General features: G+C 51.4%; 21 protein-coding genes. 3 read left to right on the top strand and 18 right to left on the bottom strand.

Annotated features, from left to right (window positions below; genetic code table 11):
• Positions 1-16: 16 nt before the first annotated feature.
• From ACYVAM_RS02945 to ACYVAM_RS02935, 3 genes are read right to left on the bottom strand one after another with little or no spacing between them, the layout of a single operon-like run.
• Positions 17-832 carry a hypothetical protein gene (locus ACYVAM_RS02945; RefSeq protein WP_461063744.1) on the bottom strand — a complete coding sequence of 272 codons (816 nt, stop codon included), beginning with the start codon at positions 830-832 and terminating at the stop codon, positions 17-19.
• Positions 829-1,821, bottom strand: coding sequence for a vWA domain-containing protein (locus ACYVAM_RS02940; protein WP_461063742.1), 993 nt, complete (start codon positions 1,819-1,821; stop codon positions 829-831). Before ACYVAM_RS02940 ends, ACYVAM_RS02945 begins: the two co-directional genes overlap by 4 nt.
• 11 nt (positions 1,822-1,832) lie before the next feature.
• Positions 1,833-2,588 carry a J domain-containing protein gene (locus tag ACYVAM_RS02935; protein WP_461063740.1) on the bottom strand — a complete coding sequence of 252 codons (756 nt, stop codon included), beginning with the start codon at positions 2,586-2,588 and terminating at the stop codon, positions 1,833-1,835.
• Positions 2,589-2,943: 355 nt separating this feature from the next.
• On the opposite strand from ACYVAM_RS02935, the gene ACYVAM_RS02930 reads away from it, so the two are divergent.
• On the top strand, positions 2,944-4,893 hold the full coding sequence (locus tag ACYVAM_RS02930) for a WG repeat-containing protein (protein ID WP_461063738.1): 1,950 nt from the start codon (positions 2,944-2,946) through the stop codon (positions 4,891-4,893).
• A 140-nt stretch (positions 4,894-5,033) separates the two neighbouring features.
• On the opposite strand, the gene ACYVAM_RS02925 is transcribed toward ACYVAM_RS02930, so the two are convergent.
• The gene (locus ACYVAM_RS02925; RefSeq protein ID WP_461063736.1) at positions 5,034-7,154 is read right to left on the bottom strand and encodes an ATP-dependent nuclease; all 2,121 of its coding nucleotides are present in this window, start codon (positions 7,152-7,154) and stop codon (positions 5,034-5,036) included.
• A gap of 427 nt (positions 7,155-7,581) precedes the next feature.
• Between ACYVAM_RS02925 and ACYVAM_RS02920 the strand changes: the two genes are divergently transcribed.
• Complete coding sequence (locus tag ACYVAM_RS02920; protein ID WP_461063734.1) at positions 7,582-9,222, top strand: hypothetical protein; 1,641 nt, start codon at positions 7,582-7,584, stop codon at positions 9,220-9,222.
• A 40-nt stretch (positions 9,223-9,262) separates the two neighbouring features.
• Here the strand turns inward: ACYVAM_RS02920 and ACYVAM_RS02915 are convergent, their stop codons facing one another.
• The 13 genes from ACYVAM_RS02915 to tssO (ACYVAM_RS02855) all read right to left on the bottom strand — a co-directional run bounded on the left by ACYVAM_RS02915 (position 9,263) and on the right by tssO (ACYVAM_RS02855) (position 22,303).
• Positions 9,263-10,660 carry an ATP-binding protein gene (locus ACYVAM_RS02915; protein WP_461063732.1) on the bottom strand — a complete coding sequence of 466 codons (1,398 nt, stop codon included), beginning with the start codon at positions 10,658-10,660 and terminating at the stop codon, positions 9,263-9,265.
• 4 nt (positions 10,661-10,664) lie between these two features.
• Positions 10,665-10,832 carry a hypothetical protein gene (locus tag ACYVAM_RS02910; RefSeq protein WP_461063730.1) on the bottom strand — a complete coding sequence of 56 codons (168 nt, stop codon included), beginning with the start codon at positions 10,830-10,832 and terminating at the stop codon, positions 10,665-10,667.
• Complete coding sequence (locus tag ACYVAM_RS02905) at positions 10,829-11,323, bottom strand: hypothetical protein (RefSeq protein WP_461063728.1); 495 nt, start codon at positions 11,321-11,323, stop codon at positions 10,829-10,831. The genes ACYVAM_RS02910 and ACYVAM_RS02905 overlap by 4 nt, the downstream gene beginning before the upstream one ends.
• A gap of 2 nt (positions 11,324-11,325) precedes the next feature.
• Entirely contained in the window at positions 11,326-12,198 is an 873-nt protein-coding gene (locus tag ACYVAM_RS02900; RefSeq protein ID WP_461063726.1) for an OmpA family protein, read from the bottom strand.
• 10 nt (positions 12,199-12,208) lie between these two features.
• A complete protein-coding gene (tssD, locus tag ACYVAM_RS02895) occupies positions 12,209-12,625 on the bottom strand; it encodes a type VI secretion system tube protein TssD (protein ID WP_046574840.1) in 417 nt (138 codons plus the stop codon).
• A gap of 27 nt (positions 12,626-12,652) precedes the next feature.
• On the bottom strand, positions 12,653-13,051 hold the full coding sequence (gene tssD, locus ACYVAM_RS02890; protein ID WP_461063724.1) for a type VI secretion system tube protein TssD: 399 nt from the start codon (positions 13,049-13,051) through the stop codon (positions 12,653-12,655).
• 59 nt (positions 13,052-13,110) lie between these two features.
• Positions 13,111-14,484 (bottom strand): DUF5458 family protein, encoded by a 1,374-nt coding sequence (locus ACYVAM_RS02885; RefSeq protein ID WP_461063722.1) that lies wholly within the window; start codon positions 14,482-14,484, stop codon positions 13,111-13,113.
• Positions 14,485-14,547: 63 nt separating this feature from the next.
• Positions 14,548-15,006 (bottom strand): hypothetical protein, encoded by a 459-nt coding sequence (locus ACYVAM_RS02880; protein WP_461063720.1) that lies wholly within the window; start codon positions 15,004-15,006, stop codon positions 14,548-14,550.
• A gap of 365 nt (positions 15,007-15,371) precedes the next feature.
• On the bottom strand, positions 15,372-17,858 hold the full coding sequence (locus ACYVAM_RS02875) for an ATP-dependent Clp protease ATP-binding subunit (protein ID WP_461063718.1): 2,487 nt from the start codon (positions 17,856-17,858) through the stop codon (positions 15,372-15,374).
• Between the two features lie 24 nt (positions 17,859-17,882).
• Positions 17,883-20,378, bottom strand: a complete 2,496-nt coding sequence (tssR, locus tag ACYVAM_RS02870; protein WP_461063716.1) for a type VI secretion system protein TssR domain-containing protein — start codon at positions 20,376-20,378, stop codon at positions 17,883-17,885.
• Positions 20,375-21,262: a hypothetical protein gene (locus tag ACYVAM_RS02865; RefSeq protein ID WP_461063714.1), complete on the bottom strand. Its 888-nt coding sequence runs from the start codon at positions 21,260-21,262 to the stop codon at positions 20,375-20,377. Before ACYVAM_RS02865 ends, tssR begins: the two co-directional genes overlap by 4 nt.
• Before the next feature lie 5 nt (positions 21,263-21,267).
• Positions 21,268-21,783, bottom strand: a complete 516-nt coding sequence (tssO, locus tag ACYVAM_RS02860) for a type VI secretion system TssO (RefSeq protein WP_461063712.1) — start codon at positions 21,781-21,783, stop codon at positions 21,268-21,270.
• Between the two features lie 10 nt (positions 21,784-21,793).
• Complete coding sequence (gene tssO, locus ACYVAM_RS02855) at positions 21,794-22,303, bottom strand: type VI secretion system TssO (protein ID WP_461063710.1); 510 nt, start codon at positions 22,301-22,303, stop codon at positions 21,794-21,796.
• 69 nt (positions 22,304-22,372) lie between these two features.
• Here tssO (ACYVAM_RS02855) and ACYVAM_RS02850 point away from each other — a divergent pair, with 69 nt between their 5' ends.
• Positions 22,373-23,305, top strand: coding sequence for a type VI secretion system baseplate subunit TssG (locus tag ACYVAM_RS02850; protein WP_461063708.1), 933 nt, complete (start codon positions 22,373-22,375; stop codon positions 23,303-23,305).
• 18 nt (positions 23,306-23,323) lie between these two features.
• Here the strand turns inward: ACYVAM_RS02850 and ACYVAM_RS02845 are convergent, their stop codons facing one another.
• On the bottom strand, positions 23,324-25,129 hold the full coding sequence (locus ACYVAM_RS02845) for an outer membrane beta-barrel protein (RefSeq protein WP_461063706.1): 1,806 nt from the start codon (positions 25,127-25,129) through the stop codon (positions 23,324-23,326).
• Between the last annotated feature and the right edge of the window lie 9 nt (positions 25,130-25,138).

Genomic DNA, 25,138 nt, shown 5'->3' with positions numbered 1-25,138 from the left:
ACAAGTGCACCCGTACCTAATCCGCAATGATTATCGCGGTGTAGTCGTCGGCTCCTAATAGCTGCTGAGCCCGAAGCGTTTGCGTATAGGTCAGGAACTGAGCAGGGAAAGCCAGCGCCGTTCGAAGGGGGCTCCACACTGATTCTTCGAAGTTGACTCGTTTTTCAGACCAGTAGTTCAGGTGATTCTGCGCTCGATTGCCCAGGGCTGTTGGCTGTTGCGCCACCATTCGCAAGGTTTCCGAATCGCCCTGTAAGGCGGCATAGGCCATAAGGACAAACTGGCCTAAAGCGTCTGATAGCAGCGCATATTGCTGGGCGGGCCGATGCGGCCAAACGCCAGCCTGAAAGCCGTCGAAACTGGGCGGACTGAGCCAGTTGAGCAGATAGGGCGCGGCTTCAAACTGGCGTATGTCCGGATTGGCTGCCCATAACTCCCCCGTTGCCGGGCTGAAACAAAGCGCTACTGCGTCGCCGTACACCATCCAGTGGACTCTGTCTGCCTGCTGATGCAGCGTAGCCAGTGTCGCGCTGGAGCCTTCGCCCATAAACTTGCGGTCGATCAGGTAGTTTAGTTTGGCCTGAGGCTGGTAGGTGTCAAAAAAAGAGCCCCATCCGGTATCTAGCCAGTGGGCCAGCCCCTCAAGTCCCTGAAAAGGCAAAGCGGGCACATGCTGAACCAGATGCTCTGCCCATTCGCCGGCATAAATGCCCGTTCCACCAGCGCCATCGGCAACGGCCCACACGCCCGTTTCGCTATCGGCTCGCCAGGCGTCTTCGTTGTCGGTATACACCGGTGCTTCTTTGCCAACCGACTGCTGACAGCTTTTCATAAATCAGGCTGTAGGTTAGCCGCAAAATGCTGGTTGTGTTGCGTAGGCGTCCCAATGTTCATGAACTTGACCAGGGCGTCCATGTCGGCATTACTGCACATCCCTATGTAGGACGTTCGCTGATCGAGTCCGAACAGGCTGGCGATATCGGCATGATAGGAGGCAGGCATGTCGCTCGACATATCATAGAGCAGTCGTGCGTAGGGGTCGGCACCCAGTTCGTCCGCTTTCGAAGGAAAGAGAATCGTTTTTCCCTGCTCGTCCGACACATGAATGTTCATCAGGAGCACATGGCCATCCGTCGTGTGCAGGTTTTTTAACCGGTTGCAACAGGCCAGCAATTCATCCGTGGTGGCGTCGGTGGCTACACCATCGGTAATATTGATAACGGTAGGCGGGTAAACGTCTTTCCCGGCCTGCGCCACCAGCCACTGTTCCACCAGCGATTCGGCCAGACAAATGGCGCTCTTCATGGGCGTCCGATACCGATGAAGCGGCTGTAGCCAAATAGGACGCTTCTCCGTAACGGGAATAACCCGGCCCCGAATGGTGCGTTGGGTGGTCACTTCCTCGACCCGGATAGCGGCTTCGGCTAATTCGGCCGGGCTGAGAAAGGTCTTGCCCGTCATCGCACCCGACCAGAGCAGATTGGCTTCCTCATTGCTGAAACCACCATAACCAATCAGGGCAATGTCGTAGTAGTGTCGGATTTCGTCGCCTTTCTGGCAACGAAGTACCAATTCCAGCAGCGTTTGATTGATGATCTGCGCCACGGCCGCAGCTTTAGACAGCGATTGTCCCCGGTACGTCGTCCGTTCGTCCATCGACCCTGACTGATCGATCAGAAAGATGAACGCGGTAGGCGTCTGGCGCATGATCTGGGCCGAATAGGGTCGTGCCTTAATGGGCTGTCGCAGCGCGTCCTGCAGCGCTTTCTGCAAATCGGCGACCGATAGGGCATAGGACGGTAGGGGCTGTAGGTCGGTCATTGGGATGGTGATTACAAGGGTGGAAACTGTTGCTGTAGGTGGTTTATCTGTTGCTTCATCTGTTCCCGCAAGGCTGCAAAGTGCGTCATCAGGTCCGTCAGGCTGGTTTGTCGGCAGTAGGCATCATCTGCTTTCAATCGGTTGATTTCAGCTTGTAGCGTTGTGTTTCGGCCGGTGAGCCGCTGATACAAGTGTTGAAGCACTTCCATCGATTGGGTCGTTTCGAGGGGAGCCATGAACAGGAGGCCATCGGTAAGATCCTGCACCAATCGACGGACCATCGCCAGATCACGACGCTGATAGGCATCGTTGAGCCGAGCCATGTAAGCCGTTGCCTGGGCCACACGGTCAGGATCATTGATATGGCGGTCGGGATGGGCCAGCGTAACGGCTTTCCGGTAGAGCCGCCGGAGGTCCTGTTCGGCCGTATCGTCGAGGTCCGCTGGTTTATGGGCGATGGCTTCCTGAACCGCCCGATTCGTTTGCTCGAACCGGTCTTGCCAGGTTTGAGCGTCTTCGGCATCGCTCCGCCGACCGGTTTGCCCAGCCCGGCGGATCGCCAGTTTCAACTGGAGTTCGACAGTCTGGGTGAGCAAGTCGCCCAGATGAAGCCGGAATAGTCGGTAATACTGGTCGATCTGGTACTGACAGGCGGCTTTTTCTTCTTCCAGTAGTGCAATCTGCGATTCCAGCGCCCGAATCTGAGCCAGCAAGTCAGCTTTGGCGGGATGGACGACAAGCGAAGATGGGACAGACGAAGCGTTCATCGATTCAAACAATACATTGATTTTGCCATACTATTGCTCTTTTTTAGCTCACCGGGTTCGTTGAGCTGTATTAAATAAGGGGCGATTCGGCGGTTAGTTACGTCAGACGAAGTATCCCGGTGAGACTGAAGATACCGACGCTTATTTAGTGTAAACCAATTAACGTATTTAGGGATAAATTGACCGGCGAACAAACATACTTATGAACTTGAAGTGAAAAGCATAAAGAGACGTACCATATGGTTTATGTAGAAAGTGAGGGGGACTGATTGCTTTACTGTAACTTTTTGAGCAACTTAAGCCGGTTCCTCCATTTCGTCATAGTGCCTGCCTGTTCACGGCCTGCCACGCGCGCATGTTTCCTTCAATTAGCGAATATATACAATCTATTGAACTCTCAACCGAAACCTTACATCGGCTGAATCACCTGATTCCCGTTCGGAAACCAAATGGACAACTGTATTTCAGCAGCGGAAACTTTGCCGTGGTCTTTCGCATGCAGGATACCCGAACGGGCCAGCCGGTGGCGTTGCGTTGTTTTTTGAGAGAAATGGCCGGGCGCCGGGAGCGCCTTAGCGCTATTGCCAATTACCTGAGTGAAAACCCATCGGACTATCTACTCCCGTTTACCCTTTATCCGAACGAACTATGGGTCGACACCCGCTTTGGCCAGGAGCATGAATTCGATGTGATGGTGATGCCCTGGGTGGATGGGCAAACGCTGAGCCAGTATGTGGCCGATTGTTGCCGTAGCCAGCAGCCGCAAAAGCTCGATCAACTGGCTCATCGATTCGATGAACTGGGGCGCTGGCTGCTCGAGCAGCCCATGGCCCACGGTGACTTGAAAGCGGATAATATTCTGATCCGGCCCAACAGTCAACTGGTGCTTATTGATTATGATGGTTGTTTCGTGCCTGCGCTGGCCGGACAGGAAGCGACTGAAACCGGTACTTTGCCTTACCGGCACCCGGCTCGTACGCCCGCGCATTTCGACCGCCATCTGGACGATTTTAGTTTACTGGGCCTCTCGCTGGAGCTCCATGCACTACGGGTTTCCCCATCCTTATACACCGGCGCCGATACGTTACTCCTAACGCTTGGTCTTCTGAATGACCCGTTTAAAACGGACCAATGGAATCTGTTTCGGCAATTGTCGTCCGCTACCGTATCGGCCCGGGCAAGCCTGTTAGAACACGCGATTCATTGCCCACCCAAACCAATTGTAGGGCTTATGGAACTGTTGCCCACCCCAAAACCAGCTACCAGTACCGCTCCGGTAACGGCGTTGCTGGATACGCCGATTCCGTATTTTCAAAAACGACGTTGGGGATTTATCAATCAGGCGGGTGAACGCATCGGTCCCGGCGATTGGGAAAATGTCGGGCTTTTTACGGAAGGGCTGGCCCCCGTTCGCAAACAGAGTAAATGGGGATTTTGCAACCTGGAGGGCCAACTGACGATTGATTATCAGTTCGATGAAGTCCGGGAGTTCAGCGCAGGACTGGCCTTGGTTCGACAACGGGGAAAGTACGGGTTTATCGATCCGGACGGTCAACCGGTCATTCCCTGCGTTTATGACGAAGCCGGCCCGTTTGCCGCGAGACGCGCCCTGGTCCGGCAGAACAACGCCTATGGCTTTATTGATGAACGGGGGCAGGTTGTTATTCCCTTACAGTTTGAATCGGCGGGCCCCTTTGTCGAGGAATTGGCCCGGGTTAAACTGGGTGGTAAGTACGGATTTGTCGATGTAGATGGAAGGCTGCAAATAGCCTGCGAATTATCCTTTGCGGATAATTTCTCGGAAGGATTAGCTACGGTTGAAAAGGATGGTCAGTTTGGCTTTATCGATCAGGCCGGAGCCATTCCGATTCCGTACCAGTTCGACATGGCCGGTAGTTTCGCCGAAGGGCTGGCACCGGTGAAAAAAGGGAGAAAAGTTGGTTTTATCGACCGCAACGGAGCGCTGGCGATTCCCTATGAATTTGACGAGATCATGTATAATGTGGCCTTGCCCTTTCGGGAGAATCTGGTGTTGGTGAAGAAAGGAAGTCTGTTCGGCTACATCAACAGGCAAGGGCATACCGTTATTCCGTTCCAGTTTACGAATGCGGATAATTTTTCGGAAGGGCTGGCCGCTGTTCAGATGGGGGATAGGTGGGGCTATATCAACCAAAAGGGCGACCAAAAGATCGCCTTTGACCTGGACCATGCCTATCGTTTCCGCAAAGGATTGGCGCTGGTGCGAAAGAAAGGCCAATTGGTCTACATCGACCAGACGGGATTTGTATACTGGGATCAGCCGTAAATAAATGTGAAGGCCAAATTTTATTTTTGTCACCCTGACGTCAGGAACGATCTCGTGGTTCCTTATTACTCAGTTAAGACGAGTTAAGATCCTTCCTGACGTCCGGATGACAAAAAATATGCGCGAAAGAAGGGTTTTGGTCAAACCAGTTTCTTAAACAAGGTCACCCACTGCTGAATGGTTTCGGGCTGAAGACGGGTGGCTATCGTATCGAATAGTTTCGCTGTGCGCTGGGCCAGAGTTAGCTGCCAATCCGGGGCCAATACATACTCATTAGTCTCCGCAAACGACTTTATTTGATTCAAAATCGATTGGTCAGGCTGCAGGATATAATCAAAATCATCCGTTTTCAGACCACGATACATTCTGGAAAACTGCCGGGCAAGCTCATTCGCGGGAAATAAATCTTCCATCACCTGTGCCTCACGTAATGTAAGGACACGGGCGGGGTAGTCCTTAAACACGGTTTGCTGCAGGGTTTTGGCCAATGCCTGCTCCTTTCCCGTTCCGTCAAGCAGCACATGGGGCATCGACCCTGTCTGCTGAACCAACACGCGCGACAAGGGCTCCAGATCGGCTAATGAAGTGGTAGGGATAAATAAAAGGTCTTTTGTGGTGGGATGCCTACCCGTTTGCAGCAGGTAGGACTGAATAAGTTGTAGGTAGATCTGACTCGAAACGGCATTGACCAGCACTACTGAGCGCCCGGTCAGCAAGTGATCTGACACGCGCAGGTTTAAAGCCGCGCGGATCGGGTAAAAGGACGCATTTGCATCCGACGTCGATGCCTGGTACACATCCGAAACAATCGAGTTCCCATCTGGCCCAACGTGCAGCATGTTCAGCTTGCCTACTGCCTGGCTACCAATCATGAAAGGCGAATGCGTTGTGTAAATGAGTTGATTCGTATGGGAAAGCGACTGGAGGAATGTCAGCAGGTCCTGTTGAGCAATGGGGTGCAAAGAAAGACCGGGCTCGTCGAGCAGTAAAATACAATTCGCGTGACCGGTTGCCTGCTCGGCCCGAAAGGTTAAAAAGAAGCTGAAAAACCATTGCAGACCTTTGCTGCGGCCATCCAGTTCAATTTCTTCGGTCCGTTTTTCATCGCTAACCCAAATTCTGAAGTGATTTCCATCGGCCTGGAACCGGAACCGGTATTTACCTTGACGCCACCAGTCCTGAAAGGCCTCCGTGAGTTGAGCCGAAGCGGTTTGAAGAATAACTTCCCGTTTCTTTTTATTGGTCCGTTCCTGATCGACGGTGTTTTCCAGGGCGGTTTCGATCTCTGTGCTTTCAATTCGGCCATACGAATCGCGGGTGAGGATCTTCGTGTGACGTACCTCTGAGCCTAACTCCAGAATTTCTTCCGGCTTCAGTCGAACGAAATCAAATAACACGTTCAGCGTGCGCACTTTGGCCTGTTCCCTGAAACCAAGGTCCTGACGGGTACTGTTCTGAATTACATAAGGCAGGTAAATCTCAGCATCCAGATTGCTATACTCAGAATAGTAGAAGAAACGGGGCAGTTGCTCAAGAAACAGCCGCTGCTGGTCTACGGAGAGCAAAATACGCTTGTTCGCCAGCAGCCGGGCAATGTTTTCGAGGGGTGTTTTTAACTGCTCATCAACAAAAATCCGAAACGGTTGCCGCCGGGAATATTTGACTATACTAAATTCGTCGATCTGAGCGATGAGGTTATAAACATCGTATTCGCCCAGGCTTCCGGATTCCGGCAAAAGGGCGATCAGCCGATCAATAAATTCCCGTAAGTCCTGCGTATTTTCCTCTTTGTCCCTCGTGATCAGGTCGCTGGCTAAGTAGGTTTCCCAAAAGGCGCTCAGCAGGGCATGAATGTATTTGTTTGGGTACTGCTCCAGAAATGAAGCCGGGAAGTTCACCGCGTAGGAACCCGTGTAATAGCGGGCTACCTCGACCGTTGCCAGCAACTCCATAGGAAAGCCAACGCCAATGAGTGAAGCCAGTTGCTCCCTGGTCGATGCATCCAGTGCAAACGTGGCCCGAATGAACGGTTCGTTAGCCGCGTCGGTCTCGTAGGTTGCGTAGTGCTTACGGGGGTAATCGGCTAACGGGTCGATAAGCGTATCATCTGCCGGGTTGAGCTTTTGTAACGCAAGCAGCAAATTTGTCTTACCCGACTCATTCGTCCCGACCAGGCACATGTACTCGTTAATGGACAACTCACCCGAATCGAGGATGGACCTAAACTTAGTGACCCGGAACGACGTCAAGACAAAGGGCATTACTTAACTAGTTAAATTTTCGGGTGTTAACGAGCGTTTGGGGCTGTTTCCACCAATAATACGTTAGCACGCTTGGCCTACAAATATAGCTGAAGGTTTGAGGTTAACGGCCATGCTTTCCGGTTTCTACCAGCCAAAGTTGCGTGCGTTTCTGGTGTTCGGAGTGGGAAGTGACCAGGCGACCGAAATGGGCTTTTTCGGTATTACCCTGCCGACCCGTCCGACATAGCGCAGGTGTAATTGAAGCTACACGTGGCAATGCTCCAGGGCGGTTTGAAAAAGCTACCAGTTGTTTGAATACCATTATATCTATTTGCCTTATCTCTTCTTTTTAACCAGTTTAGGCATGACAGTTTCCTTTTTACTGAACTAGTCATTGCTCTTTTTGATATAGCTTAATTACAGTTCACCGAAATCCTTAGTCTGTATGCTTAGTCAGGACAAACAGAAGAAAAAAAACGTTGACAAAGGGAAAAAGCCTAGTAAGGAAAAAAAACAGCATTCTGGCCGGTTTGGTGTTCTCAAAAAAGAGAAAGAAGAGGAAGAACTCCTATTAAAAGACCGATTGAAACCGTTGAACTCCGGGGAGGTGTTGACTGTGTTGGCGAAGCCACAGGTCTTTGAAGGGCCTAGGGTTAATATTCAAAGTATGATTGTTCAGGAGTTGGAAAAGTTGATTACAAAGCGCCTGAATAGTATTGAAAATGAAGAAGAAAGAGTCAAAGCAGAGGAGAAATTAGCATCAGCTCATTTTATAGGTTCAATAGAACTGACGCACTCTCCAACGGGTAATCTACAGGAACTGATCGCTAATGCCAAACTCACCGATTCGCTTACTAAGAAATTTGATACTTGGGGAGAAAACAGAATGACTGGGCATTCATTAAATAAAGAAGACACCTTGTTTGATTTGGTCCAGGCGGCTGGATTAGAGCGGGCTATCGTTGAAAACACGCTGGCTACTATGGAGTCAGCCGGACAACTCGACTATTTGCAAAAGAGTGGACTGTTCAATGATGATTGGAAAGTCCTCATTGAGGTTCATTATTACCGCGACAGAGACAGGGCTCAGACTGGTTTACACAAAGATACACTAGGGCAAACGCTATTTGTTAACCTCAATTTTGAAAACGACCAAGAGGTTGCTGGCCCCGAATACATTATCAATCCGAACAGCAATGATGAATATGACAAAATACTTTCGAAAAATTTGCCAGCTTCCTTTGTCAATCACCTCGGTGAGATCAGAAGAAATTTTCCTGAGCCAGATGAATTTGGGGCGAGTAAGATCCCGATGCATGGAGTGGTTGCTTTTGTCGATGAAGCCATCCACCACAAGACGCCGACGCTAGGGCACCGCCAAATTGCGGTCAGTAAGGTCGTCGAGAAACTGGAAAATGAGTATCCTAAACAGTATGCAGATGCGAAACAGGCGTATCAAGAATATAGCTTAGATAAAAATCTTAGCACCTTCTCCTCATGCCTCAAGCTAATTAATCCTAAATACGCCAGAGCTTGGCTAACGTTTTGGGAAAAGAGCCTACAGCCAGATGCAAAATTCGACCGAACCGAACTTTCCAAAATTCTGCCAGCATCAGATATTGATATACTGATCGGAGGAGAAGGAGAGTGGGCTAAATCAGGGTCTCCTTATTATAACCAGTTTGGAAGCGCCAAATCACCTACATACACCAACAGAATGGTTGTTACAGGCAAACCCCAGTTAAAGCGTCAGATGAGTCAAATGCTACTAGATGGCACGGCACCAAATCCCGCGCAGGGTCGGCGTACATTCTTCCGTACCTGGGTCCGGGCGATACCGACACTAAATAATCAAACGCACACCGTTGCAATCAGTGACATAATCAAAAAGAACCCTAAGGTCAAAAAAGCTTACAACGATTTTGAGGGACGTTTCTGGTTTAATAAAGAGAAGAAATTCACCGATTACCTTCCTGATATATATCATCCTCAAGCTGATCAATGGTACGACATAATGAGTAAGGGTAAAAATGCTCGCTATTATTCAGCCGCACTCCATCCAGTGATAAAGGGCACGTTAAAATAGGCTGAAAGGCGAACCATGTAGTAATTAGCAGAATAGACGCTCACCTCCGCATCGTCTGTTTCTCCACCTCCTCCAGCGACTTTCCTTCTTTGTGAAACTCGCGGTTCAGGCTTATTAAAATATCATCCTGCGTTATTGGCCGTTGCCGATTCACCGAAATCATGACGCAGGAACGTAAGACGTTCATAATAATAGCGCCCGTAATGGCGAACCGCTCCGCCAGTTTATCGAAATCGACTTTGGCGTCAACCTCTACCGAGCCTTTAAACGCCTGTCGCCATAAATTAGCCCGTTTGGACGCGTTCGGCGCCGGGAAATAGATCATGGACTGGAAGCGCCGGGCAAAGGCTTCGTCAATGTTGTCTTTCAGGTTGGTCGCCAGTACAATCACGCCCGGAAAATTCTCCATCCGCTGGAGCAGGAATGCTACTTCCTGGTTCGCATGGCGGTCATTGGAGGACGTTGTTTCGGTCCGTTTGCCAAAGAGCGCATCGGCTTCGTCGAAAAACAGAATCCAGCGTCGGCGTTCGGCTAAATCGAATACACGACCCAGGTTTTTTTCGGTCTCGCCAATGTATTTCGAGACAATCATGGATAGGTCGATCCGGTACACATCCAGCCCCGTCGATTTTCCTAATAAACCTGCCGTCAGCGTTTTGCCCGTGCCGGGAGGTCCATAAAACAAGGCGCGATAACCTGGTTTGAGAAACTTCTTGAGTTGTTTGTTTTTTAAAATGGCTTCGGCATTATCGATCCAGGTTTTAATCTCCTTTACTTCTTCCATGATCTGAAAATCGAGCACCAGGTCATCCCAGTCCAGGTTGGTCGTTACCCGACTGGCCGGGAAGTCGGTGCTGAAATCCGGCCGGTTACTTTCGCCCGTGGTGAGCAACGCCCGGTATTCGTCGGATATGGTCAGGGCGCCACACGTTGCCGGTTCATTGGGCCCCGAGGGTCCAACCAGAATAATATTCAGCTGCGTGAGCATCGATTCGTGAAACAGATGCGACTGCAGACGGATACGGCGGGTCAGATCAGAGCCTGCCACCAGGAATAAAATGGTTTCCACCGTTGGTACAAAGCCACCCCGTGTGTTGTCCCGAACGCCACCAAATTCCGTAAAAACCCGGTCGTATGTACTGTTATTTGTGTAGAAGAAATCGAGCACCTGCGGCCGGATGTGAGGAGCCAGTGCCGTAATCAGCATCAGCCGCTCGTAATTATCCAACCCATGTTCGCGAACGAGCTGCGCATAAGCCGACTCATTGTCCGTTAAATCAGGCTCATCAATTTCTTCGACAGACCCATACTGACTTTCCTGCTCGAAATAAAGTTGAAAACGGGCTGAAATGACGTTTTCCAACCAAATCAATTCCTGTTCTAAAGCTGTTGCATTGATTGTAATCGCAAACAGGTCGGCGCTTGTTACGTCACTCATGGGATCATTTCGTTAGCTTACTTAATGCTGCCTGTTGCTGCCGGATCGCCTGCTGCTGCCCGTTTATTTGCTTGCGGTATTGTATCCAGGCAATGCTATAACCTATGCTGAAGGCAATGCCGAGCAGTAACAGCATTTCAATCAAAGCTACCCAGGGGTTTAGTGGATTCATGGTAGAAATAGGGGATTACTGTCTCTGGATTCGCCCCGGCGCATCTGATCCTGCCACGCCCGCAGTTCATCCCAACGGCCATCGGCCGCCAGCAGGGCCTGACCGGGCCAGGTAGCCGGATCATACGTATGCAGGAGCGGTCCATGCTCGGCCAGCACCCGCCGAACGGTGGAAACGGGTGTCTGGGCCAGTTGCATAAACCGAAAAATGCCGATGCCATTCAGAATGGCTTCTGCTTTGGGATTGATACCCGCAATTTCCTTTAAATCGTCTCGACCCGGTGTCGTCGAAAAGACTTCTTCAACGTCCAGCTCAATAATCTCTGCCTGCTCAAGGGCTTCTTCCAGCGCCTGGCGTTTGGCGACCAATTGGTTCAGTTGGTATCGGAAGCGTTCTCGAAAAATAAAATAAGCCAGTACCGCTGTTCCCTGAAGCATCAGGAAGTGCAGCAGACTGGCGTCTTCTAAATGAAACGGATTCAGGTCAAACATACTTAACGTCGTTCTACAAGCAACGTTACCCGCCGATTAGCTTCGCGGCCTTCCGGCAGGGCGTTGGGCGCAATGGGTGATTTATCACCCTGAGCTACAATCCTGAGCCATCGCCTGTTGGCCCCCTGCTTCACCAGCGAGTCCTGAACAGCCTTCGCCCGCAAAAAAGACAGGCGTAGGTTGCTCTTAGCCGTTCCAACACTATCGGTATGGCCCGTGATCACCAGCCGTTCCTGCCGGTGGTTGCGCAGGTAGGCAATGGCCTCACTGGCAAACTGTTCATTGTCGGGCGTATGGATGTAGGTTGTACCGCCCGTTGGAAAATATAAATGCAGTGGATGATATAGGTCAATATACTTCTGGTGCCGGGCCAGCCAGTCTGCATCGATGCGTATGGACTGAAACGCAAATGACAGGGCGTTGGTCGAATCCCGGACGAACATCAATGCTTCCGATGGAACTCCCCAGGTTTTCAGTTGATCGGCCGGCACACCCGCATTCAATAGGTATTCCTGAACAGCGTGCGCTCGTACACTGCCCAGGTTTGCCGTTAATGTTCGCTTGCCTTCGGCGGAGGTATGGTAGCCAATCACCGTGAGCAACCGCCGGGGATGGGAAATCAGGTAATCGGCCAGCGTGTCGAGTCCGGAACGGATGTTTGCTGACCGATTGCCTAATGCTTTAAGTTCGCCCCCGGCCTGTTGGAACAGACTGCCGGGAAGTTTCAGACGCAGTTGATTTCCATCAATGATGGGCACGGAGGGAAGCACAGGTTCTTCGGATAATCGAATTCGTTTGATATAAAATATATGCACATAAACGGAAACGATTACCCAGATTCCTAATGCCATCCACCAGACCCACAGCTTACTCATGCCGAATCAACTAGCTATTGATTGGCCACTGGGCGTCGTAGGCGGCTGTGCCAATGGTTATTTTCTCCGCCGTAATGGATATATCCGCGCTGAAGTTACTACCCCCCGCCGGTTGAAAGCCTTCCTTGTAGCTCGTGATGTAGCCACTTTTGAAATCGACCGTCCGGAAGACACCGTCTTTACCAGACTGCCAGAACTCGACCTTTCCTTCGATCATTTTATTCTGGGCATTGATCATGGTATCGATCAGGTTCTCGTTCTGCGTCACTTCGATCGTCAACGACATATCACCTGCCCGAACGGCTGAAGAAGGGCGGCCTTTTTGATCATAATCGCGCGAGAAGGACGCGCCAAAACTGAGAACATCAAACTTTTTAGCACCAATTGTTAATGTCGATGTAAACCCTACATCCGCTGCATCTGCCATGTTTGTATCTGATTAAAAAGTTAGGAGTTATTTCTTCACGGGCCACCGCTGATCAAGAATGGCTTCCTGAATTTGAATTTTTTCGGCCGACAGCGTCAGTGAACACGTATAAGCAGCACCAGCCGCTGAAAATGACTCACTGTAATTAACAATGTAGGCGTTGGTGAACGTAATCTTACGCGTTACTCCATCATCACCGGCATCCGTAAATTCTAAGGCACCTGTATCAAAAGGTTTGTTCTGCGAATTGACCATGTGCTCGACCAAGTTTGATTTATCAGTGACTTCCACCGTAAATGAGAACTGGCCACCCATGACGTGGCTGGACGGTCGTCCTTTGACATCAACACTTCTGGTAAACCCAATGTCTCCTCCCAAAATATCGTATGAGTCGGCGCCCAGCGTAATTTTACTTGAATATGGCATAATGCTAGCTTTAAAAAGTTGAAAGATAAATCGTTAGGAATAGTCAGTTGACCGGGCGGTTAAATCTGACCGTAATCGGATGTCCATTCCGGACTTTCCACATCATCGCCCCGGCGACCGTCTAACCGGATCACAAAGCTCTTGGCTGGGAAGTAAGGCGTCAGGCGAATGTCGAGGTAGATACGATCTTTTACTTTGTCGTCGCGTTCCAGGCGCATGATACGGAACTGATCGATCAGCTTGTCTGGTCCTTTGATGCTGTCCAGGAAGCCCGCAATCTGACGACGCAAATCGGCTTCGATGAGTGAGTTCCAGTTCTCGAATGCCCGACGGTTGAGGAAATCGAACAGCACTTTGGTGATGTAATCGAATACCCGGACAACGGAGTAGGTTTGCAGCCCCATGTTGTCGCCGTTGAAGAGGGTTTTGCTACCGAAGGCCATAACCCGACCATACTCGTCGATCATAGGGACCAGGTTCAGCCGCTCAACCGCCGACAGTTCGCTTTTACGAAGGGGGAAACGAACACCCGGTACTTCGTTCATACCGCCGTGTTTCTTACCCGCCGTTACCTGCGACATCAGTGTGTAATAGATTTTACCGGCCAGCGCCATGGAGGGTGGAACATACAGGTTTTCCGATTCGCCCACCTCAGCTACTTTGCTCCGGCCCACAACCCAGTTACAGGTCATGATCACGCTGGAGCGGAACAGTTCGGCACCCGTCATGTTGGCCGTGCTGAACAGGTCGATAACGTCTTCCGAGCTTTCCAGATCGGCGAAATCGGTGAACAGCGTTACCTTGTTGTTGTGGGCAATTTTGGCCCATTTTTCCAGTACGGCATTCGATCCCATAAAGCCGGGAACGACCATCAGCGAATAGTTCTGACGGAGGTCGAGCCGGTCATAGTTCTGTTTCAGTTCATCGGCAATGTAATCGATGAAACGGGAGTTGTCCAGGTCGGTCAGTTGCTCGAAACTGGCGTTTACAACCGTAACGTTCGGGAGTTTATCGGCTTCAGCGTTTTTGTAGAACAAGGAAAGCGCGCGGTAGCTGGTTTCCAGCTCGCGGGTCGTTTCCAGCGCCGTCAGCAGGTTTTTTTGCAGATTTTGCTCAACTTCCGTTGCTTTCTGTTTAGACAGATCGAGCATCTCGTTCTGATTATCAGACGAGCTCAGGACTTCGATCCAGAGTTTGAGTTTCTCTTTCAGGACGGCCCGGTCGGCTTCTTTACTTGAGTCGCCCAGGTATATTTTCTTCCGCGCTTTGCGGTCGGGGTTCAGGTTTTGTGAACCGTCGATAAAACTTTCAATAAAGGCGTAGCCGCCATAAGCAGACAATTCAGGAATGCCGGGAAGTGGCGCACTGCGGCTAACGGCGGTTGAGGGTCTGGCATCGAGTTGTGCCGTAGGTACTGTTGGTTCGCTTTCCATAAAGACGATAAAAGGACTAACTGGTAGAACTTATTGGTAGAAAAGAAGATGGTTTTCCGAAGGTTAAGCCTCCGTTTTTTCGTTTGCCTCCAGTTCAGCGACCAGGGCTTGCAGCGTCTGAATCAGCGACGCTTTGGTATCCGGATTACTGAGCGCAGTCTGCAAAATGCGGTGCCCCTGTAGGCGACGGCTGATCTGCGTATATTCCTGATACTGAGCATCCAGCGATCGAAGAAATGGGCTCTGCGCCACCATTTCCTTCACCCGGAAATCGGCTACGCTCCGAAACTTCATGGTTTCTTTCGTCGGCATGCCATCCAGTGATTCCATTTCGATTTCCACTTCGGGCTTGAAGTGTTCGAAAACAGCCTCAACGGTTTTCAGGCCATAGACCGTCTCCGGGTTGACGGGAGCCTCCTGCGTTAGTTTTTGTGCCAGCAGCGTGCGATTGTGGGGGATATTAGCGATACCCTCTGCTGATTCGGGCTTTATCTCATTACCACCAATTTCGAAATCAAACATGTCTTATTTGGGCTGATGTTTAAGTTTATCAAAGCTATCAATAAGACGACAGGCAACAAGGCAACTGGCTGATGCAGAAAGGCAATTTCAAACAAACGGTACTTTTTTTTGTTTCGGTCAATCGTTGCTCAATGACGGGGTGCTAGATGCCCGGACAATCACTTGACCTGAGTCAGGGATTAACCCAGGTTGCGGGATAATCTCATGACTTGGCCCATTGTCCTACCAGTCCAACGGATTATCAATTCGTTGGACTGGTAGGACAATGGGCCACTTTTTTAGCCTGTCGGCTCAACGGATTGTCACTGCGTGGGCGGTTCCGTACGTTGTATAGCAATCGGTCATCTCCCAACTGGAGTTAGGTATCAGCTTACCTGCCAGATCAATTCGGCAGATTCGTCATTCCAACCGACGTTCAGCGCCTGACCGCTTTGAAGTTGACCGGAGATAATTAAGCGCGAAATTGGCCGACGGAGCTGGTTGCGGATGATACCGGCCAGGGGGCGGGCACCATACTGGGGCGTAAATCCCTGCAAGGCCAATTGCCGCCGGGCTTCGTCCTGAACCGTCAGGTCAATGCCCTGCTGTTTGAGGCTTTTGTGCAGGTGCTCCAGTTGGATATCGAAAATACGGACTACGTTTTCTTCCTTCATCGGAGAGAACGGAATGATTTCGGTAATCCGGGCCAGAAATTCGGGTCGGAACTGCCCCGTCATTCGCGTCATCAATTGCTGCGATGTCGGCATTCGGTTGGCCTGAAATTCACTGCTGATCCATTCACTGCCGATGTTGGACGTGAAAATGAGTAAGGCATTTGTGAAATCGCCCTCTTTCCCCAGTTTGTCGTGTAGTCGCCCTTCGTCCATAATCTGCAGAAAGACATCGAAGACTGAATTATGCGCCTTCTCAATTTCATCGAACAGGACAACCGAGTAGGGCTGTTTTCTGATTTTATTGACCAACAAGCCGCCTTCTTCGTAACCCACATAGCCCGGAGGAGCCCCGTAGAGTAAAGCCGCCGAGTGCTCTTCCTTAAACTCCGACATGTCGAAGCGGATCAGCGCCCGCTCGTCGTTGAACAGAAAATCGGCCAGCGATTTCGATAGTTCAGTTTTCCCGGTTCCCGTAGGGCCCAGCAAAAAGAAGGAGCCAATCGGCTGACCGGCCCGCTGTAGTCCACTGCGCGATTCCAGAATGGCATCGGACAGGGCATGAAGGGCATGATCCTGCCCCACGACCCGGCGCTGCAGAAAGCTCTCCATCGTCAGAAGTCGCTCTTTTTCCTGCGCCTGTACTTTCCCCATTGGAATACCCGTTTTGTGGGCCACCACGGCAGCCAGATCGCTGGTGGTAACGGTAGCTTCCTGCTCGCTGGCCAATGCCTGAAAACGGGCAAGTTTAGCCATGATGTAGTCGTGGTAGGCCGCAGGTGTTTCCAGCTCGGCGGGGTTGATCTCATCTTCCCATTGGCCGAGCAGGACCGGGCTGACCTGGTGATGCAGCAGCGTATCGAGCCAGCGGTACTCTTCCAGGACTTCATCGGGGGCCATGTCGCCAGCGGCCAGTTCGTTGATGGTTTTCTCAATCTGAGTCAATTCATTGCCGGAGGTCTCGATGGCCATTCGGATGGCCGCCATCGTTCGGTCGAGCAAGTCAAGGGCGGAGTCAGGGAGTCGACGTTCTTTGCTATAGCGCCGGGCCAGCCGGATACAGGTGGCTATAACGTCGGGCCGGATCGCCAGCTGGTGGTGTTGCTCATAAGCCGGAGCCAGCCCACGCATCATCCGTTCAGCCACTTTTTCGGTCGGTTCACCCACTGTCAGCATTTCAAATCGGCGGCTCAGGGCCTGATCCGGTTCAATGAGCTTACGGTATTCTTCGGGCGTTGTTGCCCCAATCACGGTCAGTTCGCCCCGCGCCAGTTCCGGCTTCAGCAGGTTAGCAACGCCGTTTCCGGCCGATCCCTTCGGGTCGAGCAGCATGTGGATCTCATCGATGAACAGGATGCATTTTTCATACTGCTTTACGTCTTTGATGACATTCTTGAGCCGATCTTCGACCTCACCCTTGTATGATGCACCCGCCAACAGCGCCCCGGGGTCCAGTTCCAGCAGAATGGCATTTTTCATCCGGGCAGGCACCAGCCCGGCAACGATCTGTTGGGCCAGCCCATCGATCAGGGCCGTTTTGCCGACGCCCGGATCGCCTACCACCATCACATTCGGTTTGCTGCGACGCCCCAGAATTTCGAGCATGGTCCGTACTTCCTGGTTCCGGCCAACAACGGGGTCCAGTTTCCCGGCGCGGGCCTGAGCCGTTTTATCGATGCAGAATTTGGGCTCTCCTTTGGGCGACTGGCTGGTGCGATGCTGTCCGTTCGTATGGTTCTGGGCCTGTCCGGTTTCGGGGGTCGGCGTTGACAACTCGCGAACAAAACGATCGAGCAGATCGCGCTCCGTCAGGGGGAGCGAGCGGAGCTGATCGGCGCTGAAGCCAATGCCGGGTTTGGTAATAGCGGCTAGTACACAGATTATTTCGATATAGTCCAGCCCCAGTTTTACCCGCAGGAAATCAGCTTCATTCATGACCCGCTCAACCGACATGTCGTGTTCGGGTTCGGTGACAACCAGCGCCGTGCGGGGCACTTCCTCCATCCAGACATCGGCCCAATCGAAAATATAGGGCACATCGTGCTGCATCGCGTTCAGAAGCGCGCTACCGCCCACATCATCATGGAGCAACGCGCGCAGCAGGTGAGCCGCCGAAAACTGTTCATTGTGGTATTCACGAGCCAGCGCGCGGGCAATGTGCAGGGCTTTTTCGACCGATTGGTGTAAGGGTAACTGACGCATAAAGAAGAATGGGTAAGGCAGATGTTATTTAAATAGGTCTTCACTGATCCAGTAATACGTCCGTTCGTTGGACGTGAATCGACTATTACGAAAGGTTGGTATGCGCCGGTAATAGTCACGTCGTTCGCGTAACAGATAGAGTACCTGATTGAGCAGGGCATCGGACACTTGTTTCCGGCTAATTAGCTGACGAATGGGCAGGCGTTTAAATAAAGGGTTCGTAACGGGTAAATCCAGAAAGCTGTTCAGTAACTGGTCGAGGGTAATCGAGGCTCGTTTCGACAAACCGGCTTCGCTCAGTACCTGTCGATATCGGTTGTGGAGTTTGAACCGGTCGAGGTTAAGGGCGGGGTCAATATCGTCGCCACTTAACTGATCCAGCCATCGGCTGATCCCGTCGTATTCATCGACCGGAAGCAGGGCAATATATTTCCAGCGTGTGCCTTCTTTACCAATCGCTGGTGTGTAGGCACGGGACAGATAGGGGTACTCATCCAGGCGCATCAGCGAAGAAGCACTGGCCGGTAATTTCATCCCCGCCGATGCATAGACCGGCGACAACTTGGGGTTGACCCGGTCGCCCTGCGGTTCCAGCCGCTGGAATGTTTTTTCTAAGGCTGTCGTGACCGTTTGGGATTCATTGGCAACCTGCAAAAACAGGCTGTCAGTGGCGGCATACAATTCTTTAAACGGGAGCGCCTGATTTTTGCGGGGGAAAAGTACCCAGCCCGGTACCATACTGTGGTCGGGATAGGCTAGCTGATAGACGTTCCGGTCACCCATGCGAAGGTTAAATTCATTCGTGGACGTAACCATATCGGGCCGTACGAGCCGGGCTTTTTTGAGATCGCTCCCGCGGTCGGCAATTTCCTGAACCAGTTCCCGGCTGTGAAGAATGAAATTGTTGGGAATGTCGCCCGGGGCGCCGAAAACCTGGAAGGACAGCAGCCGGCATTCTACTCGCTTCAGAGCAGCTGGTATTAGAACCCCATTGACGACCGACTGTACGTCGCCGTTAATGCCGACCAGCACGATAATGTTGTTTTCATTGGGGTGAGCCGCAAACTGTTTCAGGGCTTCGCCAATACCGGATCGAATACACTTGACTTCCGTTTCAGGCCGATTGCGCGGGGGAGGAGCCGTTTTGCTGATCAGACTTAACAGACTGGTGTAATTCGTTGTCAGGGGCATCAGCGTAACCTTGCCTTTGAGGGTAAGGCTTTTGTTGTCCGGAGTTTTTTCGTACTCGTTGTAGATCGTTGCGCCAACCTGCAGTGTAATCGATCGGGTTGTATCCTGCGTTAACTGCGTGACCGTATACTGTATGGTGTTGAGTAGTTCGCCCCAATAAGGCTGCATGGCCGAACTGCCCTCAATGACATACATCAGGTTGTAGCTGTTCGTGTGCGCCCGAACATTGGTCAGGACCTGGCTGGATATGGCCTTACCCGTAACATTCAGGACCGGCACCTGGCGTTTCTCGACCAAAGGGGTTAGCGCATTGGTCAGAATCACCGATTGACTGTCTGCGGTATTGTATTGTTTCAGCACCGGATATTTGGGCCCCAGTCGATTCCAGGAAACGGCCGGAAATGGACCATTGACAAGGGTCGAGTCCCGGCCTGCCCGGCGAAGCGCAGAAACAGAACGGTAAAAGGGGATCGGCTGGGCCGCCAGATTCATGGTGTCGGCCTCAACGAACACGCGCTGGCCGATGGGTTGCAGGACCTCAATGGGCGTCCAGCCCAGCATTATCTGTTTGACGCTATCCGTGGGAAACCAGGAAGCTCGACCAACCAGTGCCTGCTGGCGCGTTTCGGAGAGTTTATAGACATAAGCCAGATCGTACAGCCGCATTCTGGTTTCGGTGGCTGTATGTTGCGACGGATCCGTGAAAAGCCGTACGGAATCATGGGAAAAATACTGATCGGGGTTTGTCAGTAGAGCAGGCTGCGCCAGAACGGCACTGACAATCTGCGCCCGGCGCTGATCCGATGACCGGCTGCTCTGATTGGCCAGCAGAAACCGGCTTTTGAGCGCCCACCCGTAATAAACGGCCGCCTTTCGATCGGCAATGACGCGCTTGGAAAACTTATTGCCAATGGGAAGTGCCGGATCGTATTTAATGATCTTCAAATACCCATTTCGTTCCTTCAGGACGTAAAACGCTTCCATGAAATTCATCTTTCGAAACGGCACCGTTCCATTCGAACTGCGAAACGTCGTATTGTTGTTGCGATCTGAATAAACGATCCAGGGCGTGCCGCCGGGCGGTTGCAGGCTGGCCTTGAAGCCTTCGGTCGAAATGCCCACGCCAGACTTGATCTGACTCGGGTTTCCGGACACCGGTACCAGATTGGACGGTTGACGGGCGACCCGTAAAAAAAACGGTAACTGAGCCGTTGCCAACTGAGGGCCGCATAGCCAAATCAGCAGAAAAACAAGCCAATACGGAGGCCGGGCCAACCGGAAGATTGGCTCAGACGTAAAAAATAGCCCCTTGATTGGCAGACATCTCATGGTTTATGTTGAGTCACGTTTAAGCGTGTAATGCAGGAAGTCGTCGAATCAGAGATGACGGATACCCCGTCAATATGGACGCCCTTATCGAACTGGAGTCCCATGCAATAGGAATAAAAATCATTGGCTTTGGTGCTGTTTATCTGCACCAAAGCCCCGTTCCGGTTGCACAGGTACTTCCGCAGTAAATAATTATAATGGGTATTGAAGGATTGTCCCTCCGCAATCTGCTGGAGCTGCTGGCGAATATCGTTGCCGACAAAGTCCAGCGAATCGACCGGTGGGTCGAACCGGTTGTACCCCCGAATAATGGTAACCTGCTTCCGAATCGGGTACTTTGTGACATCGGTCATCAGTTCGACGGTGTAGGTATGGGGTTTCGAGCGATCCTCTTCGGTGGGATAACTGTATATGGCGGTCTGATCGCGGGAGTCAATCTGGCCGGTAGCGCCAAAGCGCCACGTAAACTGACGCGCCCCCCCGCCCACTGCCGTAAAAACCAGCTTTTCCCGCTCATACCCATTGCTCGGCCCCTGTATGCGGACAAGGGAATCCCGTCGGTCGGTCAGTGGTTTGGGTCTGATGACAACCGTAAAGGTTCGGGTGGCTTCTTTATTGACTCGTAGGCGAATCAGATACGTACCCGGCTGATAGTAGTACACGACGCCCCGTGACCGCCAGGATTCCTGCCCGTTTCCAAACTCCCAGCGCCATTGCTCGCCCTGGCTGGTGCTGTCGTTGTACCGAATCGGCTGGCCAACGACTTGCTGAACGGGATACACCCTCGCCTGAATTTCGAGCTCAGACGTGTACCAGTACAGCACAAGGAGTATGCCTACGGTTACTAAGAACGTCTGAGCCGATAAGGTCATTTTACTGTTCATAACACTTACCGGGAGCTGATGATAGGCGTAGTGGGCGCTGTAGCAGGCGCCGAACCAGGGAACATACCGACGCTACAGTCGTCTAATTGTTTACGAAACAGACTGATATTCGATTGCTTGCTCCAGACCAGCTTTTTATCTACATACATCATTCGATAGAAATCCGCGATCTGCGCAAACGTCCTGAACCGGGTGCCCTCCTGCTGGGGGCCGGATAGCCTTCGGATTTCATTCAGGTGGTCTTCAATATCGACTTCAATAAACACGGCGTTGATCTGCGGTTGATAGGCAACGATGGAATGATAAGCAGAGTCGAGCAAGGGCAGGTTATCGAGTTGACTGGTCAAAATCCGCTCTTTCAACTTAATCTGATCCGACAGGTATTTCGATTCCGCACTGGAATACGTTCTATTACGAAAAGCGATCCAGCTTACCAGAACGGATAACAGGCTGATGGCTGCCAGTAGGTATAGGAACTGAAGCCGCCGTTCACGCATTGTGAGCCGAAAAAAAGTATTCATAACTACTTGATTAAAAAGCTTTGGAAGCTCTGCCCCGTTTAACCTGCCGATTCTTTTCTACTGCCTGTTGAAGACAGCCCCTGAGTTCATCCCGAAGGTCGCCCTCTTCCATCATCGACTTGTTGAGTGAGTCTTTCAACAGAAGCATCTCGTTTACATGGCTGAATAAGCGGTTATAAACCACAAAATACCGTTGACTTTTTTGTTGCTGACTAACCAGTTTGGTGAATTCTTCCTTCTTTCGGGTTACCAGACGTTGCAATTGCTGGTCGTCCTGATTCTGATTGGTGTTCATCAGGCTCATATACGTATACAGAGAGTCAACTTTGTCGGCCAACATGGCATCGGTATAAATGACCCGATCAAACGCTTCTTTCTGCTGAATCAACTGGGTTGCCTGACGGGAACTCGTTTGAACACAGGAATAAACACAGGCAATCGTAACCAGCAATAAACTGGTGAACCAGGTTAAAAAATGATTGAACGCCTGCCTAATTTCTTTATGATTTAATGATTTCATCTGTTTACAAAGGTTCTTTCGCCAGAAACGGGTAACTTGTTTTTAAATAGTTCAATTCGTTCGTTGATCATGTCCGTTCTCCATCAATCTTCCGTTTCAACGCCTTATTTTCTTGACCTGCTCGATGTCGATTTTAAAGCCGAAATTCTGGCCGCTTCGTTAGCCAGTCAACAAGTGGCTCCCGAACGGATTATTATCAATCCAACCGGGCTCTACAGCCGGGCGTATTCTAAAGATATCGAAGACGTCAGAGACTGGTTGCTGGACGGCTCTACCTTCATTTATAACCGGATCGACACGCCCCGCGAGGGCTTGTTCGATATGATGCCCCAATACCTGTTTTTCAGCCCGGCCGAATCGACAAAGGCCGGAAACGTTGACCAGCTGCTCGACGATATCCGCCGGGATCGCGACGAGGAGCAACAGGGACGCCTGTTTTTTCTGCCCTTCGATGCTGAACTGAATTACTTACGAACCTTATCGGTCCATTACGACAATTCCGTTAATCACCTCGACCATGCTACCGTCATCATTGAGCAATTTGCTGAGCAGTGGCCAATTCTGAAAGCCATGAGCCGTATGCAGGCGGGCATCTTCATTCAGATACTACCCTGGCTCCATGCGCTTCGCAGCAATCTACCCTGGTTTAGTCGTTTCCTGCATCTCTTCTTCAATGTTCCGGTTCAGATTCAGACGGGGCACCGACGGCCCGAATCAGCGCGGACTGACAGTGCTTTAACCCTGGCCAACTTCCGACTCGGCATCGACTCTGTTGTCAGTGATCATTTCAGTTCCGATGAACATACCATTCAGATTAACGTTGGTCCTGTTCCGGATGCGCAGATAGCTGACTTTTTGCCGCATACCCAAACGATCGCGTTGTTACATAACCTCGTTGATTATTTCCTGCCTGTTTCCAGCGATGTGTCCATTTCCATTCTAACGGAACCGGATGTTCCCCAGCCCGACACTACTTTCCTGGGCTATAATTCCTTTCTTTAAGTACATACATAGGGTAGTCTAGTTAGGTGATTTCTTTATCGTGGGTTGCCTGGGTGGATTGCTGTATTGTAATCGCTTATTTTTAGCGGCTTCGTAAATGATCGTCGAACAACCGTCGGGCTCAACAAGCAGGTAATGGTTTTTCACAATCTGGCGATTACTGACGCGACTGATGATGTACTGATAAACAGTTGGTTGAGCGGGTAACGGTGCTAGACCCGGCCAGGTGAAATCCGGCTCCTGGATGGGGCCGTCATACACAAGCCTGAACACCACCTTGGTAGCGGTTGGGACTGGGGTGGACCGTATGGTTCTGGCCCGCACCGAATCAGCCCGTATAGAGTCCGTACGCACGGAATCCGATCGGACGGAGCGGGATTGAGTAGAGTCGGACCGAATGGAGTCAGATCGGACCGAATCGACCTGAACAGGCCGTAGTCGAATGGAATCCGATCGTACCGAATCCGGGCGTATGATCGCTGCCTGCAGCGAATCAACGGGCTCGGCCGATTGGCTGGCCGGTTTTGCCTGAACGGGTTTTTTGCCTTTGATGAGCTTTGCCTGTTTAGGCATACCCTTTGCCAGCGGAGTAGCGCCTTTGGCCAGGGGTACCAACCGCAGTTCATACAATTTGAGCGTATAGGCGGGTTCACGAGGGGCCGTTGGCTGCGTCTTCTCGGCCGATGGACGTTTATAAAAGCCGAGGGTGCCAACAACGGGCTCACTCCGGCATGTTTGCTCAAAATTATCAACCCGGGTTGTCGAAATCGAGTAGAAAAAATAGCTCGCTGTGTCGGGTATCGCCAGTTGCGCTGGCCAGGCCAGTTGGGGCTCCTGAACCGTTTTCTCGTAGACCAGTTTATTGCCTGGCAAAGTATAGAGCCGGACTGCATACCGCTCGCCCTCGGTGTAAATGGGCGCACTGCTCCGCCATCTGATAACCGGCTGACTAGTTGTACCTACGTAGTACTCATTGATCTGAGCGGGGTCCAGAATGGGTGGATAGCAAACGGGTCGGGGGCTGGTGGTGGGAACGACAGGATTGACGCGCGTTCGCTGCGAAGACAGAAACCGGTATGAAACCGCAACCTGAACGCCATACGTCGTTAGATCGACCTGCTTCTGGTTAAAGTTATTCGTACTACCTACCTGCGAATACCCAAACGAACTGAGTGAGGTACTGGCCGACAGGCCCGCACTCATTTGTTGAGTAAGCTGGTATTTGATGCCCGCACTGGCGTTGAAGCCAGGCCTGAACCGTCGATCGCTGGGGATGGCTGTCGTAAGGAATACGCCGTTCGACGGATCGTCCTCAAAGGAGTTCGACAGGTAAGCTCCTAAAACGGGGGCATCATTATAAAACAAGCCGCCCCGCAGGTCAATATCCAACAGAACTCGCTGACTAAGCGGAAACGAAAAGGCAGGCCCGATGGTCAGCATGAAGCTATTCTGAGACTTGAGAGGTAAAAAACGGGGCGTAGGAAATTTAGGAATTCCCGGATCTTTCTTGTATAATTCGCTGACGGCTAGGTTCTGGTAGCCCATAGAAATACCCAGGCCCCAGTACCGTCCAACGAAATAATCGGCAGACAGGCTGGTCTGAAAGCCATGCGTCAGGTAAAGATTGTCATTGGCATATCCTTTGGGAAGTAGCCGGTGATAACCAGCAGAACCACTCACGCGCCATTTTACAGGCGTATAGGCATCAATAGTCGTTGATTGGGTTAGTGTTAACGGGTTATAGTTTAGTGAATCCTGTGCCGCCACACGATTGACCAGGACGAGAACAGCATGACTAAGTACAATCCAGAAAAATATACGCATAAACGAAAT

The organism is Spirosoma horti, assembly GCF_054776595.1.
Note: the sequence above shows the minus strand (reverse complement) of the source record. Positions and strands in the feature narration are given on the sequence as shown.